Origin of the sequence: Muribaculum gordoncarteri, assembly GCF_004803695.1 — a bacterium.
Lineage (GTDB): Bacteria > Bacteroidota > Bacteroidia > Bacteroidales > Muribaculaceae > Muribaculum > Muribaculum gordoncarteri.
On record NZ_CP039393.1, the window covers coordinates 1,488,491 to 1,507,519 of the forward strand.

General features: G+C 44.6%; 12 protein-coding genes. All 12 read left to right on the forward strand.

Features of this window, described 5'->3' with window-relative positions; translation table 11 throughout:
* The first annotated feature begins 49 nt into the window (after positions 1 to 49).
* Positions 50 to 1,474 (forward strand): DUF4099 domain-containing protein, encoded by a 1,425-nt coding sequence (locus E7746_RS06585; RefSeq protein WP_136410239.1) that lies wholly within the window; start codon positions 50 to 52, stop codon positions 1,472 to 1,474.
* A gap of 159 nt (positions 1,475 to 1,633) precedes the next feature.
* Complete coding sequence (locus E7746_RS06590; protein ID WP_136410240.1) at positions 1,634 to 2,701, forward strand: DNA topoisomerase family protein; 1,068 nt, start codon at positions 1,634 to 1,636, stop codon at positions 2,699 to 2,701.
* Between the two features lie 193 nt (positions 2,702 to 2,894).
* Positions 2,895 to 3,341 (forward strand): DUF1896 family protein, encoded by a 447-nt coding sequence (locus E7746_RS06595; protein ID WP_168184320.1) that lies wholly within the window; start codon positions 2,895 to 2,897, stop codon positions 3,339 to 3,341.
* Positions 3,331 to 9,072: a helicase-related protein gene (locus E7746_RS06600; RefSeq protein ID WP_136410242.1), complete on the forward strand. Its 5,742-nt coding sequence runs from the start codon at positions 3,331 to 3,333 to the stop codon at positions 9,070 to 9,072. Before E7746_RS06595 ends, E7746_RS06600 begins: the two co-directional genes overlap by 11 nt.
* Before the next feature lie 198 nt (positions 9,073 to 9,270).
* On the forward strand, positions 9,271 to 9,657 hold the full coding sequence (locus E7746_RS06605) for a BlaI/MecI/CopY family transcriptional regulator (protein ID WP_121697895.1): 387 nt from the start codon (positions 9,271 to 9,273) through the stop codon (positions 9,655 to 9,657).
* On the forward strand, positions 9,654 to 10,862 hold the full coding sequence (locus E7746_RS06610; RefSeq protein WP_136410243.1) for a M56 family metallopeptidase: 1,209 nt from the start codon (positions 9,654 to 9,656) through the stop codon (positions 10,860 to 10,862). The genes E7746_RS06605 and E7746_RS06610 overlap by 4 nt, the downstream gene beginning before the upstream one ends.
* 14 nt (positions 10,863 to 10,876) lie before the next feature.
* Entirely contained in the window at positions 10,877 to 13,228 is a 2,352-nt protein-coding gene (locus E7746_RS06615; RefSeq protein ID WP_136410244.1) for a TonB-dependent receptor, read from the forward strand.
* A 10-nt stretch (positions 13,229 to 13,238) separates the two neighbouring features.
* Positions 13,239 to 14,114 carry a GLPGLI family protein gene (locus E7746_RS06620; protein WP_136410245.1) on the forward strand — a complete coding sequence of 292 codons (876 nt, stop codon included), beginning with the start codon at positions 13,239 to 13,241 and terminating at the stop codon, positions 14,112 to 14,114.
* 129 nt (positions 14,115 to 14,243) lie between these two features.
* A complete protein-coding gene (locus E7746_RS06625) occupies positions 14,244 to 15,515 on the forward strand; it encodes a sigma-54-dependent transcriptional regulator (protein WP_168184321.1) in 1,272 nt (423 codons plus the stop codon).
* A gap of 534 nt (positions 15,516 to 16,049) precedes the next feature.
* Positions 16,050 to 17,348 (forward strand): DNA (cytosine-5-)-methyltransferase, encoded by a 1,299-nt coding sequence (dcm, locus tag E7746_RS06630; protein ID WP_136410247.1) that lies wholly within the window; start codon positions 16,050 to 16,052, stop codon positions 17,346 to 17,348.
* Positions 17,341 to 18,081 carry an NgoBV family restriction endonuclease gene (locus E7746_RS06635; protein WP_136410248.1) on the forward strand — a complete coding sequence of 247 codons (741 nt, stop codon included), beginning with the start codon at positions 17,341 to 17,343 and terminating at the stop codon, positions 18,079 to 18,081. The genes dcm and E7746_RS06635 overlap by 8 nt, the downstream gene beginning before the upstream one ends.
* Before the next feature lie 12 nt (positions 18,082 to 18,093).
* The gene (locus tag E7746_RS06640; RefSeq protein ID WP_136410249.1) at positions 18,094 to 19,020 is read left to right on the forward strand and encodes a hypothetical protein; all 927 of its coding nucleotides are present in this window, start codon (positions 18,094 to 18,096) and stop codon (positions 19,018 to 19,020) included.
* Positions 19,021 to 19,029 lie beyond the last annotated feature (9 nt).

Consider the following 19,029-nt stretch of genomic DNA (forward strand, 5'->3'; position numbering starts at 1 on the left):
ACCGCACCGCCTGTCGGTGCAAAGTCAAACAACAAAATTCTTTATTTCTATGGAACAAGACCAGACCCAAGAAAAAGATCAGGTGCTGATTGCCCGTGACAACGAAAGCGGGAAAATCGGTGCAGTGACCGGCATGAACGATGACGGCACCCCCAAGATGTCCGATGTAAAATCGGCCAAGCTCTCCGACCTTGTGAAATTCAACATTCGGCAGAATCCGCTGGAAGCCTTCATGTCGAATTTCCTGCGTCAATGCAAGAATCCTTCGATGTTCAGCTTTTTCAAGGTTGACGCTGACAACTACGAAAAAGAGGCGCCGGTAATGGGCGAAATGCTCAAAGACCCCGAAACGCACAAGTCGATGCTTGAAGACCGCGAGGTAAAGCCTTCCGATGAAATCAGCGAAACACAGAAGAACAAGCCCGTTGACGAAAGCAAGATTGACTGGGCGGAGCTGAAAGAACGCTGGGGTGTTGACAAAGAACAGCTTGAAAAGTCTGGCGACCTGCGCGAAATGCTGTTCAACCGCAAATCGGCGCTTGTCACCATCACCACCGATGTGGGCGGCAAGGTTCAGCAGGTGGACGCACGCCTGTCGTTCCAGACCGATGAGCAGGGCAAAGTCAACCTCGTGCCCCATCTTATCCGCAAGTATCCCAATCTCAACGAGGAATACAACGGATACAAGTTCACCGACGAGGATAAGGAGAACCTGCGCACGACAGGCAACCTCGGAAAAGTCGTTGACCTTGTGGACAAATCCACCGGAGAGGTTATCCCGTCCTATGTCAGCATCGACCGCTACACCCATGAAATGTATCATTTTCCTGCCTCGACGCTTGAAATCAATGATACCATCGGAAAAACGAAACTCTCCAATCAGGAGATAGAATTTCTGAAAACCGGAATGGCTATCCCCAACAAGGAGATTATCGGCAAGAACGGCAAGACCTACCATGCCACTCTCCAAGTGAGCGCAGAACGCCGCGGCGTGGAGTTTGTGCCCAAGCAGCGCACACAGAAGACCACGCAGAAAAATGAGAACAAGCAGGAGCAGAAGGCCGGTGAAGCCGAAAAGACCGAAAAACGCTCCACATGGATAACCAAAGACGGCGGCATAAAGCGGCTGAAACAGTGGAACAAGATTCCGCTTACCGAACAGCAGCAGAATGACTACGTTTCAGGCAATGTCGCCAAGCTCGACCAGATGGTTGACGACAAGGGAAAGCCCTGCACCGTGTATCTCTATTTCAACAAAGAGAAGCAGCGACCCGAAACATCGCTTGACGATCCCCGCATCGCAACCAAAATCACACCGTCAAACGAAAGCAAGACACAGCTTGCGGTCAACAACGACGGTAAGACGCAGGAAGCGACAAAAGGCGTGAGAGAACCGCTCGACAAGGGTCAGACAGAACCCAAGAACGATGAGCAACAGAAACAGCAGCGTAAGCCTAAAGGCCCGAAACTGTAACGCCACAACACACCACTGAATCCACGTTGAAACAGACTGCGGTTTTCTGAACCGTATCCCTCCCGGTAAAGACGCAAGGAGGTCCGGAACTCCCTGCGCCTTACCTCACCACTGAATCCATCCAAGAATTACAAACCACCAAATTCATGTCAAACAAATATGAAAACTGAAAAGATAATCACCATAGTCGCCGACAGCCATCTTATGGCAGACAACATCGCAAGAGCAATCGGCGCAACACCCGCAGGAGAATACCACTATGCAAAGGAAGGCTATGCCGTCACATGGACAAACGGCAGCATCGTCGAGGCAAGCTACAATCCCAAGCAGCCCTTCATACTCTCCGACAGCATGACACCCCAGCAGGTGTACGCCCACAATTTCGATTTCGCCGTGCGCGACTACGACAAGGTTGTGGGTTATGACAAGAAAGCGGAAGACCTCGCCCGGCTCGATGCGATAAAGGCGCTGTTCAAAAACAGCAGCCTTGTAATCAACGCCACTATGCCGACGCCTTACTGCGACCTCGTTTTCTGGAACCTCTACTGGTATCTCGCCGTGCCGGTCAAGACCTGCCGTGCGTGGCTCCCGGTGCTGACAAACCGCGCCATCCGCGGGGCAATCTACAATCCCCGCATCGACGATGAACGCTACAAGCAATATATCAGCAAAGTCATCTACGACAAATTCCTTGAAGAAGATGAGATCTGGCGTGAAGCCGAGGCCGAAGAACAGGCACAACAGGCCCTCAAAGCGGCCGAAGGCAAGGAGGACGACGAAGAAAAGCCGATAATCTATAACGGTCAGGAAGTCAAGCTGGTCGATTACCCTGTGTTACCCAGCTTTCTCTCGCTACTCGTCACCGCATCCGCCGAGTTCGGTTATAACCACGACGAAACAGCCGATGCCGTGCTGCGCCTCTACCTGAAGAAACTGATTTCGTTCCCGTCCGATATTCAGAGCGGCGTACCTTACAGCGTATGGCGCAACATGAAACGCAATATGCGTATGCTACGTTACAACTCACGTTGGGGCGAACAGGCGAAAGCCATCAAAAAGCTCAGCCGACGCTGCGTAATCAAGGGTGTGTCCGATGGTGCGTATGAAACATACGGCATTGTGACCACCGGGCTGCACCCCACCGACCTCACAGGAAAAGAGCGTATAATCTACGACCATATTGTGAAACAAGTTATCGACGCCTTTACCCCATTTGAGGGTGAATGACAGGAAAAAGCCGGATACCGATACCTCCCGTTTGCGAAAAAATTCGTAACTTCGCCACTGATTCATCGTCATAAATTGTTTTCAAATCATTTTTGACATGGATTTAGTGGTCGGACATCGGGAGGGATCCCGGTGTCCTTTTCTTGCCTATTCCGAAAAACACCATTACAGACCCACTAAATCCATACAAATTATGAAACCCAACGATGAATATTCGGAGTTGAACTATTATATAGTTTATCTCCAAGCACATCTTTCCGCCCATTATTTTCCACAAAGCGTTGACCGCAGGTTTATCGCAGAACGGGCCGACAATGCACTCGACACCTATGTTACACTGTTCCTTCAGGGCAAGCCACAGCATATAGCTCAAGAGCTTGCCATGCGCGAACTGCTTAAAGGCTTGTATGTATCGCGCTACGATGTGGTGCATACAATCATCGAGGAAGATTGCTGGCTCCGTATCCCGTCCGATGAAATGGAGGTAAAGGCGTTATATATGCTCACCAAGCCGGTAATCCACTCCATTCTCGACCGCCACGAGGTGAACGGGGATTTTCTCACAAGAGAGGATTACCCGCCGTTGCGCTATGAACTGCTTGCCGCCATAAACGAAATACTGGACGGCGATGAGTTATAACCGCAAGGAGAAACTGCGCGGCAACATCGAGGCGATACGCACGGCGTTTCAGCTTGATGTTGAGCGTAGGCCGCCTACCGACGCCGAGTGGGAACTGCTGTCAAAATATGCCGGATTCGGTGGCTTGAAATGTATATTGCAGGACGCCAACGAAATTTCCGACGCCGCGAAATGGAATAAGAGCGACCTTGAACTGTTCGCTCCCACCGTGGAGTTGCGGCAGCTAATCCACGATTTTTCAAAGGACGACAGGGAGTTTGCCCGCTATATGGATTCATTGAAATCATCGGTGCTGTCTGCATTTTACACGCCGAAGCCCGTGGTTGAAGCCATATCGCAGAGCCTCCAGTTTGCCGGAGTGTCGCCCAAGCGATTTCTTGACCCCAGTGCAGGGTCGGGAGCGTTTGTCGATGCCTTCACATGGGTTGACCCGCACGCGGAGATAACAGCGTTTGAGAAAGACCTGCTGACAGGCAAAATATTGTCGAAACTCTATCCGGACTGTCATGTGAACATTGAGGGATTTGAAAAACTCGATAAATCACAGAACGGATATTTCGATGTCGTTTCGTCAAACATTCCGTTTGGCGATTTTGCGGTATCAGATCCGGTATATGCGACAAGTAGAATAGGTGTTTACTGTCAGTCGGTGAAGATGATACACAATTATTTCTTCCTGAAAGGGCTGGAAGCAGCCCGTGACGGCGGCATTGTGGCGTTCATAACCTCGCAGGGGCTTATGAACGGCAACAACGCTTTGCTCCGTGGCGCACTTGTTAACCAAGCCGACTTACTCTGCGCACTGCGTCTGCCCAACAACACATTCACCGATTCGGCCAACACCGAGGTGGGCAGCGATGTCATTGTGTTGCAGAAAAATACCGGAAAGAAAGGATTGAGCAAGTTGGAAGAAGCCTTTGTAGTAGCTGAAAAAGATGCAAGTACAAGTATCAGCACCAACCGCTATTTCATCGACAATCCCCAGCATATTATCTGCACGGATTCCAAACTCGACACCGACCCATACGGAAAGCCGGCTTATGTCTATAAACATGGCGGCGGCGTAGATGGCATAGGTGACGATATGCGCGGCGCATTGGAAATGGCCCTTTCGCTCAACCTGAACATAGAGTTGTATCAGGGCAAACAGCAGACCACACATATTATAAATGATGTGACGGTTGAAAAGAAACCGGAACAGGAGCCATTGCCGTCTGAACAGCCGCAGATTGAAGATGTGGAGGCGGAGGAAATCCGGCCCGACACACCGCAACCCTCGGCCATAAGTGACCCCGCCGAAATAGACACCTATCAGGCTCCGACGCCGGATTATACACATAATCCCGACCCGAAAGTGATGATGTATAATCTTTTCGGTGAATTGGTGGAGATACCCGGTGCGAAGAAACGCCACAATCAACGGCAAAAAGCACAAGGGCAGACGCCAAAAGCGGCGTCACATCCAAATCAGCCCCAATCCCCGGCCAAAAAGGAAACGATGTCGGAAACACCTGTTTCCGGCAACAGCAACCGTAAACTTACCGACGAGGAACTGAAATTCTACGGTTCGTTGAACTGGGAGGATAACCAGCCCATCAACGGTTTTTATGAAACCATGATGTCTATCGCCCAGCGACAACTTGAAGAAAAGAGGTTGCAGGAAGAAGCGGATAAAGCCGCGCAGCAGGCAAATTCCGACGCTCCCTATATAGAAATGACCGAAGGTAATTTTATTCCGGGTGTGCATACCGGTGTGCGGAAAACAACCGTTATCCCGCTTGAAAAAATTGAGCCGGAACCGGATCTTTCGCCGCGCCCCTTCTCCGAGGACTTGCAGACCTACCATAAGGAAGGTGCTATGGTGTGCGACAAGGGGCAGGTAGGTTTTCTTTCCGATGTCAATAAGAATGGAGCGACATTCACGCCGCTCCAGCTAAAATCGGAGCAGATGAAACGTGCGTTGCTCTATATCACCCTGTCCGACACATACCAGCAGCTATATGACTACGAGGCGAAGACGCATGAGCCGAGTGAACATCTGCGCGAACACCTCAATCAGTATTATGACGAGTATGTAAAGCGTTACGGCTACCTCAATGAAAAGGCGAATGTGAAATTTATCCGCATGGACGCAAACGGCTGTGACGCTCTGGCATTGGAGCGCAGTGAAAACGGAATGTTTGTCAAGGCGGATATTTTCGACCACCCGGTATCTTTCTCCGTTGACGAGCTTACCTCGGTGGATTCGCCCATTGAGGCGTTATCTGCATCGCTCAACAAGTTCGGGGCCGTTGACCTCGGCTACATGAGCCGTCTTGTGGATATGACGGAAGATGAACTGGTTGATAACCTGAAAGGACGAATATTCTACAATCCGCTTGTCAACAATTATGAGATTTCCGATAAATTCATAGCCGGAAACGTGATAGCCAAAGCTGAACAGATCGAGCGGTGGATAACCGACCATGAGGCCGACGACATCCGCATAGATGAATCGCTTGCCGCACTCAAGGAGTCATATCCCGAACCGATACGCTTTGAACAGCTTGATTTCAACTTCGGCGAGCGCTGGATACCGACGGGGATATATGCAAAGTACATGAGCTATCTTTATGAAACCGACATCAAGATAGCCTACTCACCGTCGCTTGATGAGTATTCCGTAACCAATGCGTCATACACCACCAAGATTACCGATGAGTTCAAGGTAAGGGGCCAATACCGCACATACGACGGTATGCACCTGTTGAAACACGCCTTGCAGAACACCGTGCCGGATATTACAAAGTCAATCGGCAAAGACGACAAGGGCAACGACATCAAGGTGCCCGATGCCGAGGCTATCCAGCTTGCCCATACCAAGGTTGATGAGATACGCAACGGCTTTACCGAGTGGCTTGAACAGCAGACGGACGATTTCAAGGATAAACTTGTGGCATTGTATAACCGCAAGTTCAACTGTTTTGTGCGTCCGCACTACGACGGCTCACATCAGACATTTCCTGATCTCAACATGAAAATGTTGGGAGAACGTTTCGGTATCAGCTCAATATATCAGTCGCAGAAAGACTGTGTATGGATGCTGAAACAGAACGGCGGAGGGATATGCGACCACGAGGTGGGTACGGGTAAAACGCTGATAATGTGCATAACAGCACATGAAATGAAGCGTCTTGGCATGGCAAACAAACCTATGATTATCGGCATGAAAGCCAATGTCGCTGAAATTGCCCAGACTTATCAGGCAGCCTATCCCAATGCCCGCATACTTTATGCCGATGAAAAGTCATTCTCTATGGAGAACCGTCAGCGTTTCTTCCGCAGTATCCAGAACAATGACTATGACTGCGTGATAATGTCGCACGATCAGTTTGGCAAAATACCGCAGTCGGAGGAATTGCAGGAGCGCATATTGCAGGAGGAACTTGACACCGTGGAAGAGAACCTTGAAGTCGTGCGCCGGCAAGGAAAGGATATATCGGTGGGTATGCTGAAAGGTCTGGAAGCGAGAAAGAAAAATCTTGAATCAAGGCTGGAAACAGTGCGTTACCGTCTTGAAAGGCAGCGTGATGACGTGGTGGATTTCAAAAGCATGGGCATCGACCATATACTGGTTGATGAAAGCCACCGTTTTAAAAATCTCACGTTCAATACCCGTCACAACCGCGTTGCGGGATTGGGCAACTCCGAAGGCAGCAACCGTGCGCTTAACCTGCTGTTCGCAATCCGCACCATTCAGGAGCGTACCGGCAAAGACCTCGGCGCCACATTCCTTTCGGGTACAACAATCTCAAATTCGTTGACAGAGTTGTATCTGCTGTTCAAATACCTGCGCCCCAATGCGCTTGAAATGCAGGATATTCGGTGTTTCGACGCATGGGCGGCGATTTTCGCCAAGAAAACCACCGATTTTGAATTTTCCGTGACAAACAACATCATTCAGAAGGAGCGTTTCCGCTATTTCATCAAAGTGCCGGAACTTGCGGCGTTCTACAATGAGATAACGGATTACCGAACCGCCGCCGATGTCGGTGTTGACCGCCCGGAAAAACAGGAGATACTGCGCAAGATACCGCCCACGCCCGATCAGGAAGATTTTATTCCCAAACTGATGGCTTTTGCCAAAGACGGCGATGCCACGATACTCGGTCGTGAACCGCTGTCGGAAACGGAAGAAAAGGCGAAGATGCTGATTGCCACTGACTATGCCCGCAAAATGGCGATGGATATGCGACTTATCGACCCTGCTTATGGCGACGACCCCGGCAACAAGGCTTCGGAATGTGCAAAATGGATAGCCGACTACTATCGCCGCTTTGAGCAGTACCAAGCCACGCAGTTTGTGTTCAGCGATTTAAGTACATTCCAGCCGGGCCAATGGAATGTCTATGCCGAAATCAAACGCAAGTTGATTGAGGATTACGGTATTCCGGCACATGAAATCCGTTTCATTCAGGAAACAAAGACGCAGAAGGCGAAGAAAGCGGTGATTGACGCGATGCGCGAGGGTAAAATTCGAGTGCTGTTCGGCTCCACTGAAATGCTCGGCACAGGTGTTAACGCCCAGAAACGAGCCATTGCGGTGCATCATCTTGATTGTCCGTGGCGACCGTCTGACCTCGACCAGCGCGAGGGCCGCGCCGTCCGTACAGGCAATATCGTTGCCAAATTCCATAACGCCAACCGTGTAGATGTCAATATCTACGCTGTTGAGCGCACGTTGGACGCCTACAAGTTCAATCTTCTCCAATGGAAGCAGACTTTTATTTCCCAGTTGAAAAAGGGAGCGTTGGGAGCGCGAACCATTGACGAGGGCGCGATGGACGAAAAGACGGGCATGAGTTATTCCGAATACTCCGCTATTCTTTCGGGCAACACGGATCTTCTTGAAAAAGCCAAACTTGAAAAGAAGATTGCGGCACTTGAAAGTGAACGGCGCTCGTTCAACAAAGGCAAAGGCGACACCAATTTCAAACTGCGCTCCATCACCGATGAGATTGAGAAAACCGAAATCATCATAGGCAAGATGGAGGCAGACCTCGCGCGGTATATGGCTGCTGTCAGGAAGGACAGCGACGGAAATCCGGTCAATGCCCTGACTCTTGACAAATGCGATGCAACCGACGAGGACGGAATGGGCAAGCATCTCCAAAACCTTGCAAGAACTGTCAATACCCACGGCGAATATGTGCGTGTCGGTGAAATCTACGGCTTTCCAATTTGCATAACATCGGAAAAAGCGGTGGTTGACGGCGTGGAATCCGTGCAGAACCGCTTTGTAGTGGAGGGCAATTATAAGTATAAGTACAACAACGGCTTTATAGCTATGGCCGATACCCATGCCGCCTGTACCAACTTTATAAAAGCCCTTGAACATCTGCCAGAAATAATCAAGCAACACCAAGAGCGCAACGAGAAGGCGAAGAAAGATGTTCCGGCGCTGCAAGCCATTGTAGCGAAGACATGGAGCAAGGAAGATGAGTTGAAAGCCTTGAAAGCACAGCTCCTTGAACTTGAACACAAGATCGCCGCCGACCTCGCCCCAAAGCACGAGCAACCAAAGCAATCAGAAGATGTAGAGCAAGACACGCAGCAACATCAGCCCGTCACAGTCGTAGAACCACCCGGCCAAGCGACCGACGATAAAAAGTCAATGGTGGCAGAGCCGGCAACTCCTTATCGGAGTATTGATTACCCAACCCGTAGCACACCCCGCTCAATCGGATTATGATTATAAATGGCAACGAATGATTTTTTCTTTCATTGGTTGCCATTTTTTATTTATAGATATTATCCAGTTGAACAGTAGCTGTTTATAATATTATATCGATATTTCATAGTTAATTTTTTCACACATAATTTAATTTTTTACTTGTGTAGTTAAAAAATTAGCTGTATATTTGCAGCGTAACTCCAAACTAATATTGTTATGAAGAAACTTTCCGAACGTGAAGAAGAAATCATGAGCATTCTCTGGAATGATGGTAATCCACTATTTATCCGCGAGATAATAGACAGGATGACATCGGATGGGCAAAGCCGTCCAAACTTCAGCACAATCGCCACTTTTGTGAGGGGGTTGGAAACTAAAGGATGGTTGGCACATGAGATGATAGGAAACTGCAATCGCTATTATCCAGTAAAGAGCCTTGCAGAATACCGAGCAAATTCTCTTAAGAGTATGGTAAGCCGCTTTTTTGGCGGTTCATACCTAAACCTTGTTTCTACTCTTATCGGCAACGAAAAAATTTCCTCTGATGATATGGAAAAAATCTTGGGGGAAATAGAAAGACAACGAAAGGAGGATGAATCATGATGCAGTATTTAGTTAACTATTCTCTGAATGCCGGAGTGATTATCATGATATTATGGGTTGGCTATCAATTCGCTCTCTCTCGCAATACTAATTTCAAGACAAGCCGCGCAGCTCTACTTTCTATTTATCTACTTGCTGCGCTTCTCCCATTTATGCCCATAATTTCGTTTATTCCTTCCGATATAGCCTTGGTTGGAGGAAATGTTGAAGTGGGTAACATCGAAGCATCCAATAACCCTACAGTAAGCGGTATTCAATTCAATCGTATTATTGGATTGATTTATATTGCTGGATGTCTTGCTGTTTCATTTTTTCTACTTATCGGTTGGTATAAAATAATCCGCATTATCAAAAATGCCAATAAAGAAGAAAGAATCGGCTATACTTTGGCAATCAGCCCACTCTCCTCGACTGCTCCATTTAATTGTTGGAGATATATTGTTGTCAATGAGAAAGACGCAGACAATGAAACAATCCTTGCACATGAATCAAAACATGTATTTTACGGTCATACTTTTGATTTGATATTAGGTCAATTTGTACTTGTATTACAGTGGTGGAATCCCGCAGCTTGGTTGATGTTCCGCAGTTTACGCACACTACATGAATACCAAGCAGATGAAGGCGTCCTGACAGAAGGATATTCCCGGTGTGATTATGAATTACTGATGCTGAATAGAGCCATTGAAAAACAGAACTTCTTCTTGGCTAATACATTTAGCTCCGGAAGTCTCAATGCTCGTATCACGATGATGGGCAAGCGTAGAAAACAGTCATCGAAATTAAGTTATCTGGTACTTATTCCTGTGATTTTATTGGCCGCCTTATTTCCAAAAATCCCGTTTGCTCGAACCCCGATAGAACCTGCTCAAAATTTAGTTTTTGTGGAGGGTTCTGAAACGATGCCTGAATACCCCGGTGGGGAACAAGCAATGATGAGTGCTATTCTTTGGGAGGTGAAATATCCGCATGATCTACTCGAAAAGGGAGCCAGTGGTGTGGCACGAATTGGTTTTACTGTAAATACTGACGGCTCAATGTCTGATTTCAAAGTAGTAAAATCATCGGGGTTTGATGAACTTGACAGTGAAGCTATCCGAGCTATCCAAAGTTCTTTGAAAGAATCTTGGATTTCCGGCACTGTTGATGGAAAAGCCGTAGCGAGTGCCGTTTCAATTCCTGTAACATTCTACATCGCACAATAAAACTCTATATTAATATGTCCGCTCGTCTATATATACTTGTATTTTTTATTATTTCGTTTGCTGTGCCAATGTCGGCACAGCAAGATGACGAGCGGCTTGACTCTTTAATCAGAACGCTCGAATTAAAAGAGGTTGTTGTCACGGCTAAAAAAATAAGACAATCGGGTGATACAATATCTTATGCTGCATCTTCATATATAAGCAAAAATGATAAGACATTAGAGGACTTACTCCGGAAAATGCCCGGTATTGAAGTGAAATCGGACGGACAAATTATATATAATGGACAATGGATTAATGAGTTCTATATCGAAGGGTTAGATATGCTTGGCTCTAACTATGGAGTAGCCACCAAAAATATAGATGCGCATGACATTGGGACTGTACAAATTCTTGAAGATCACCAAGATGTAAAAATGCTCCAAGGCGTAAGGCGCGGAGCCGCACCAGCAATGAATATACGCCTAAAGCAGAGCGCAAAGGGTATCTGGTCGTCCACTTTTGATGGCGCTATAGGAAGCCAGCCCAATATATCCTGGGATGCATCGGCTTCACTAATGAACTTCAGACGTAATGCTCAAAATATATCGGTTTATAAAACCAATAACATAGGTATTGATTTACGGACTGAAATTAATGCTCCATCTACATACACATCATCTTACGGAACCGGGATATTATATCCTGAGACTCCATCCTTATCTAATAAGTACATTTATAGAAACACCTCTCATAGCCTTTCAGTGAACCAGTTGCTGAAACTTAGTGAAGATAAAACATTTACGTTTAATCTTAATTATCTTTTCGACAAAGAAAAGCGTAATTCAAATGATGAAACAACGTATTTGTCTGACAGTGTGGCAAGGTATATCATCAAGGAATCTAATTCTTCTGATATACATCAGCATTTTGTTGGGACCCATGCTGTTTATAAACTTAATGGGAAGAAAATATACCTCAAAAATACTCTTTCCGCAAATGCTTCTTTTCCAAAAGGAGAAGGACTAATTAATGATTTAATTCTCCAAAAATTTTCAGCTCACTCAATAAAAATTGATGATGAATTGAAACTTAACTATAAGAAACATAATGGGGGAATTGCAGATGCTTCATTCCATATATCCTATAACGATAAGAAGGGATTATTGAATCTGCCTAATAATGAATTTTGTCAGATAGTAGATCAACGAAGCTTCAATATTGACGGAAGTGGCTCCTTGATTGCTCTTTCAATACCACACTTCATGTTTAATCTGAATGGAGAAATTGATGCAAGTTGGCAACATGCTAATACCAATCTTGATATTGACAATCAGTCTATGCCTGATGATCAACAAACATGGCAGGTTGGTGCAAGGGTTACTCCAAAAATATTTTGGCATTATGGGCAAAAATTTCAATGGCTTATATATGTGCCTGCAGGTTTTATGTATTATAAGTCTGACAATCAAACTTGGAATTATAATAAAACATTCTTCTCGATAAGACCATATTCGAACATAACATATAAACCATCAGACCGGCTTTCGTTCTCACTTACCACAATAGGTGAAGAATCCTTACCTTCTGCCATATCCCTTATGGTTCAAAAACGATTTATAGACTACCGCACAACCATCTCTAACCCGGGACATATTGAAGCGACAATGAACCGAACACTAAAAACGGCATTCAATGCGAGCTATACAAATGTGTTGGATATGCTATTTGGTAGCCTTGCATTAACGTATGTTCAATCGCGTTATGGCAATAGTTCCGGATATGACATAACTGACGATATTATTAATTATATAAGATTGCCATATTCTACAAATAGCCGGATATGGCAACTTGATCAAACATTTTCAAAAGGTTTTTTCCGATGGAACTCAAAGGTAAGTGAGTCATTTAGTATAGGCATGAATAATAGTGAATATTATATCAATGATGAAATTCATGAAGGCAAAAGCAAGTATCTTCGGGCTAAACTTTCATATAATGCGACGTTTACTAAATGGCTGTCTTTTGAGACCTCAAATGAATATACCCTATCCAAGAGCTTTACAGATGGCAAAGCTAATGATGGCACGAAACATACCTTCACCAATGCCACGTCCATTGTATTATGGCCGTTTAAGCAACTGAATGTCTCGCCATCTGTGATGTTCTATAATAATAATTACTCTACATCATATAGGAATAATGTGTTCCTGAATTGCAACATTGAATATACTCTCGGAAACACCATACTGTCACTGCAATGCAGTAACTTGTTAAACAACGATGTTTTTAGAAGGTATAACGACAATGGAATCATTAGATACTCAAGTGAATATCATTTGCGAGGACGCACTATTATGGTAGGCATTAGAATACGAATAACATAAATATACACCCATGAGAATTTTGATTACACTTTTAGCATCCTTAATGATGCTTGCCGGGCCTGCCGCTATAGCACAGGTTACCGTATCGTATGCTATGGATACGCCTACGTTTACCCTCGCTCATGAGGACACTGATAAGTATGAGACATTAGATACTTGCTATCTTAACGTTTCATACCAGTTCAAGTATCGCAATTCAGAGAAAGACGATTCTTTGAGTTTCGATGACATCATGGACTTGCAAATGGGAAAAGACTACAATGCTTTCTTTAGCCGTGATTTGCGAGCTCTTGATACACAAAACACGAAAGAACTTAAATCTACAATGCAATTCTCTACTATTCCGGAGAATTATGTTGGGTTCGACCTTCTGTTCAATCATAAGGACTCACTGACTACAGTCACCAATCGTCTTCCATACACTTCTCAAGTCATTGAATACAGTGAACAATCAGAATCTCCTGAATGGACGTATATACCCGATGAGATTGCTACTGTAATGGACTATCATTGCCATGTCGCAACATGCAATTATGGAGGAAGAAATTGGAAAGTGTATTATACAAATGACATTCCTGTTCCTTATGGACCGTGGAAGCTGAACGGAGTAAAGGGATTGGTCCTTAAGGCTGAAGACTCTGAAAACAACTTTATTTTTGAAGCTGTAGGTTTGACACAAAAGCCACAACCTATTATTCGCTATGACTGGAGTAGAAAGAAAATGAAGAAAGAAGATTGGAAAAAATATGAACAGGAGATGTATAAAAACGCCGGGGCATTCGTCCGAAATACTGGGGCACGCATCCTTATTATGGATAACAGTGAACAAGGTTTTCATCGTCTCAATGAAGATTGGTCTCAATACTACAATCCATTAGAAAGATAATAACCAAACAGTCTTTTCAAAACGTAGATTATCAAGTTATACTGTGAACTCCGCCCTCGGCATAAAATGTCGGGGGCTACTCTTAACGACAATAACTCAATGTATTCATCATATTTTATAACCAGAGCAATGAACAAGATTCTCATTGTAGATGCGTCCGCACCCGACGGGAGAATTATGGCGGGCTTGTTGACACGGGCCGGTTATGATCCTGTCGTTACGGATTGCATCGAGGCCGGAAAAGTTGAGGCGGCAAAGCTGCCTCCCGGCGCGGTTATCGTAGCGGCAATGCGATTGTCGGACGGTACCGCAAAAGAGTTTATTAACTGGCTGAAGACCGAGGGATACAAATTCCCTGTCATAGCCATAGTGGATAACCTGAACACTGACGCTGTTGATGTGATGCGTGGCGGTGGAGCTGTCGATGTGGTTCAGCGTCTTGCGATTGACAAGCAACTGATTGAAACGGTTGAGAAATATGCAAAACCGGAACACGTCGTGCTGACACTCGGCAATCAACTGTTACCGCGCAAAAGCGAGGTATGGCAGAAGATTGAGGAAAAGATAACGGCTATTGCCGCTACCAACGCCAACGCAATCATCTTCGGAGAGTGCGGTTCGGGCAAGGAACAGGTGGCACACCAAATCTACCTCAACAGTTCGCGTGAGCAGAAACCAATAACCATCGTCGATGCCGGGGGTGCTGCTCTCGTAGGTCGGCACAATCCCGAAAATGAGCGCAGTGAAATCTACAACCGCATAGAGGGATACTTTCAAAAGTCAGCAGGTGGAACAATCATCATAAAGAATGTGCATCTGTTGACCTTTGAGAAACAATCGGTGTTACTGCACATCCTCGAAACCGAACATCCCGACGTGCGTGTAATCTGCACCGCAGAGCCGGAGTTGTTGAAGATGGTAACGGAAAAGACATTCCGCCCCAATCTGTTCTTCATTCTCCGACAATCAGACATCGCTGTGCCGGCGCTGAAAGATACAACCGAGGACATTCCAGAAATTGCCGATTTCTTCCTCAAACGCTATTCAGCCAAGACAGGCAAACAGCGAAAGCACCTCGACGCATCGGCGATAAAGGCGCTTAAACTCTACCCGTGGCCCGGCAACGTGCGCGAGTTGAAAGACATCGTTCTTTTCGCCGCTTTCCACGCCAAAGGCGATATCATATCCGAGGCTGACATCAATTTCAACCTATCGGAGCCGAGGGCTGACGATGATTTAAGCCTGCGCAATCCGCAACGTGAACGTGAGAAAATACTCGAAGCGTATCGTCGCGGAGGCAGTTGGAGCGAGGCTGCCAAGCTGTTAGGCATAACCGAAAAAACACTTTTCAATCTTCGCAATAAGTACGGAATTGAGCGAAACGGTGAAAATCAGCCTTGACATACTCGCTAAAAATGACTAACTTTGCAGTATAAAACTGCAAAACATGCGGCTGGAGAGCCAGCCCTACATACTTTTTACATATCATAACACCGCATTGTGTTCAGTGAAAAATCTGGTAATTTTATATTAACGCTTGTAACCATACTGATAATCAATCTTATTCACATATTGCGGCGTACGAATAGTGTACTTTTGGAGAAGTTATAGGAAACCCTAGACTAAGAGATTTGAGATATTTATATTACATTAAGGATTTTTAATTGCGCTGGTTTGCCTCTTTTCTCGTTACTACAACCTCTACCTTCAAACCGCAGTCTCCATTACGACTTCCATTTCTTGTAGATAAATTTTCCTCTGCGTGGGCACTCTCAATTCAAAGATTTTTCGTAACTTTGCACTACATCGCAATTTGCGCTGACAAAGACCACCCAAATGTAATTAATACATTACCATATATAAGAGACTCTTTCATAGTTGCAAAAGGTTTGGTCGCCTGTCAGCCTATGAAGGAGTTTCTTGCTTATTGGCTGTATGCTTGACAGAACAGTTAGATTTATTGACCTATTCGCCGGCATTGGCGGAATACGCACTGGCTTGTCTCAGGCTTTAGAGGAAGCCGGATATACGCCTCATTGCGTGTTGACGTCAGAAATCAAACCGTATGCAGTCAAGGTCTTGCAAGATAATTATCCGCAAGAAAATATGGTTGGTGATGTCACGCAGTTATCCACTGATGATATTCCGGATTTTGATATTCTTTGTGCGGGATTCCCATGTCAGGCATTTTCTTCGGCTGGGAAAAGACAAGGTTTTGCCGATACACGAGGAACTTTGTTTTTTGAGGTGGAAAGGATATTACGGGCTAAGCGACCTCAAGGATTTATTCTTGAAAATGTTGAAGGTCTTGTCAACCATGATGGAGGCAGAACACTTGATGTCATCATTTCCAAATTGCTTGATTTGGGGTATAAAGTGGAATATAAGGTATTGAATTCAACTCAGTTTGGCGTACCCCAAGAACGTAAACGCATATATATTGTAGGTACATTTGTGGAGAAACCCAATCTTGAGCAATTTCCTGTGGCGACAAAAACCGTAGGGGACGTGCTTGAATTCGGAAGACCCACAGTTGATAGTCCGTTTGTTAAATTGCTTCTACAACATTTTAAGATTGAGGAACTTTACGGCAAATCAATCAAAGACAAACGAGGCGGAGATACAAATATTCATTCTTGGGATATCGAAACAAAGGGGCCGGTTTCCCAAGAACAGAAAAAATTGTTGAACAGCATTCTTCGTGAGAGAAGAAAGAAGAAATGGGCAGAAGACATTGGTATTGAGTGGATGGATGGAATGCCTCTGACAACAGCACAAATATCATCATTCTTCCCTCATCCTAACTTACAGGAGTTGCTTGATGATTTGGCTGATAAAGGCTACCTAAAATTTGAGCATCCCAAACAGAAGAAGAAAAAAACAGACTTGTTTGGCAATACAACAACAATTCGAGAACAGGATTTATCTCTCCCGAAAGGATATAATATTGTTGCAGGTAAATTGAGCTTTGAAATCAGCAAAGTTATGGGACCAAATGAAATAGCCCCCACTTTGGTAGCTATGGATATGCAAAAACTGTTCGTGGCTGATGGCGGAGGACTGCGCCGTCTTACACTTCGTGAAGGATTGCGATTGTTCGGATATCCCGAAACGATGCAGCTCAATGTGTCAGAAAAGGATGGTTTTGACTTGTTGGGCAATACAGTTGTTGTCCCTGTTATCAAAGCTGTTGCAACACGCTTAATTAACGCCATAAATAGCTTAAATGAATAATCCAATTATATTGACAGCAGAGGAAGTTTTTGACAGACTCCTAAACGTAGATAGGATTAAAACCGCAGAAGGGCAAATACGCTTTTATCTCGGTGATGTGGACATTATTGTCAAACAAAAGGATGTGGTAGGCAATATCATTCAAGAATGGCTCGAAGGATGGTTAAGAAAAAACAACATTGCATTTGACACTAATGTCAACACACAAATGCCACCCGATATTTTTCTTAATCCGGAGAATCATACCGTAGACCTTCTTGAAGTCAAAGCCTTCAATCGTCAAGCTTCACCGGGTTTTGATATTGCTGATTTTAAGGCATACGCTCGTGAAATATTACAATCGCCACATATGCTCCATACAAAATACCTCATATTTGGCTACAAAATGTCGAATGAAGGTGTAGTCACTATTCAAGACTTATGGTTAAAGAATGTTTGGGAAATTTGTAGGTCTATGGATAGATGGGCTCTTAATGTTCAATATAAGAACCATGTAATCCATAAAATACGTCCGGCTACTTGGTACAGCAATAATCGCAAGTATCCTTTGTTTCAATCATTGGAACATTTCCTTTCGGCTATTGAGGAAACCTTATTTGGGTATCCTGATACTCATGAACTATCAATTGGATGGAGAAAAAGAGTGGCAGACTCATATCAACAAGCGTTTGGCGTGAAAATCAATATTCCTCGATGGGAGGACATAGTAGATATTTATAAGCCTAAAAATTAGTGTCGGATGTTTGTGGATATAGACAATGATGCCATTTCAATACATTTTGAAACGGATAACGATCAGCACTTTATTGATGCTTTTGTAGAGGCATCTTGTTCAACCGCATTTCTTGAATTCGCGAGACATCTTGCAAAAATTTATAATTGTGAGATTAAGGTAGAAACTGCTGTACTAAGAGAAGGCAGTGTAATCAAAGACTTTAAGATTCTTTGGAAAGAAAAAAGCGTAAGAAAAACTTTTTATGCGACCTTACTTACTCTGCTTTTTTACAACCCATGCAATCATTTATTAGAAAAGGGTATTGATAGATTATTTGAGGATACGGAGTTAACTGAATTACAAAAAGAAGCTCTGAGATTAGAAATTGAACAACGCAAGTCAGAATTGGAATCATGCTATTCATTAGTTAAGAAACAATCTGATTTTTATAAGTCTGCTTCTAAAGATGAGTCCATAGAAGGAATTTCACTAAGTGTTTCATCAAACAACAGTCATAGTGGCTTTCGTACGCCAACTATTAAGCGATCTTCTTTTGATGAATATATCCTTGATTCAAATAAACTCGATCCCGAAATAAACGATGCTGCAATTGTTATTATTGATAGTCCAGTTATTTCGGACAAGAATTATAAATGGCGTGGCACATATAACGGAGTGCCAATTAGTTTCAATATTCAAGATTCCGAGTTTTTGGTTAAAGTTCGAGCGGGAATATATGTGTTCAAAGCAGGGATGGCTATCAAATGTCAATTAAAATGCAATAGGAGTATTAATGAGAATGGCGATATTATTGCATCAGACTACCTCGTTCAGGAGGTTTATGAACTAATTAGTGGTGTTGCGATAGAAATAACGTCCGCTGGTAAACGTAAGGAACAAAAGAAAGTTCAAGACATTTCTCCAAACCTTTTTACCTATTTAGATGATAAGCAGTAAATATGTTTC

Coding starts and splice junctions, on each gene's coding strand:
- E7746_RS06585 (WP_136410239.1), top strand. CDS start 50: ATGGAACAAGACCAGACCCAAGAAAAAGATCAGGTGCTGATTGCCCGT.
- E7746_RS06590 (WP_136410240.1), top strand. CDS start 1,634: ATGAAAACTGAAAAGATAATCACCATAGTCGCCGACAGCCATCTTATG.
- E7746_RS06595 (WP_168184320.1), top strand. CDS start 2,895: ATGAAACCCAACGATGAATATTCGGAGTTGAACTATTATATAGTTTAT.
- E7746_RS06600 (WP_136410242.1), top strand. CDS start 3,331: ATGAGTTATAACCGCAAGGAGAAACTGCGCGGCAACATCGAGGCGATA.
- E7746_RS06605 (WP_121697895.1), top strand. CDS start 9,271: ATGAAGAAACTTTCCGAACGTGAAGAAGAAATCATGAGCATTCTCTGG.
- E7746_RS06610 (WP_136410243.1), top strand. CDS start 9,654: ATGATGCAGTATTTAGTTAACTATTCTCTGAATGCCGGAGTGATTATC.
- E7746_RS06615 (WP_136410244.1), top strand. CDS start 10,877: ATGTCCGCTCGTCTATATATACTTGTATTTTTTATTATTTCGTTTGCT.
- E7746_RS06620 (WP_136410245.1), top strand. CDS start 13,239: ATGAGAATTTTGATTACACTTTTAGCATCCTTAATGATGCTTGCCGGG.
- E7746_RS06625 (WP_168184321.1), top strand. CDS start 14,244: ATGAACAAGATTCTCATTGTAGATGCGTCCGCACCCGACGGGAGAATT.
- dcm (WP_136410247.1), top strand. CDS start 16,050: ATGCTTGACAGAACAGTTAGATTTATTGACCTATTCGCCGGCATTGGC.
- E7746_RS06635 (WP_136410248.1), top strand. CDS start 17,341: ATGAATAATCCAATTATATTGACAGCAGAGGAAGTTTTTGACAGACTC.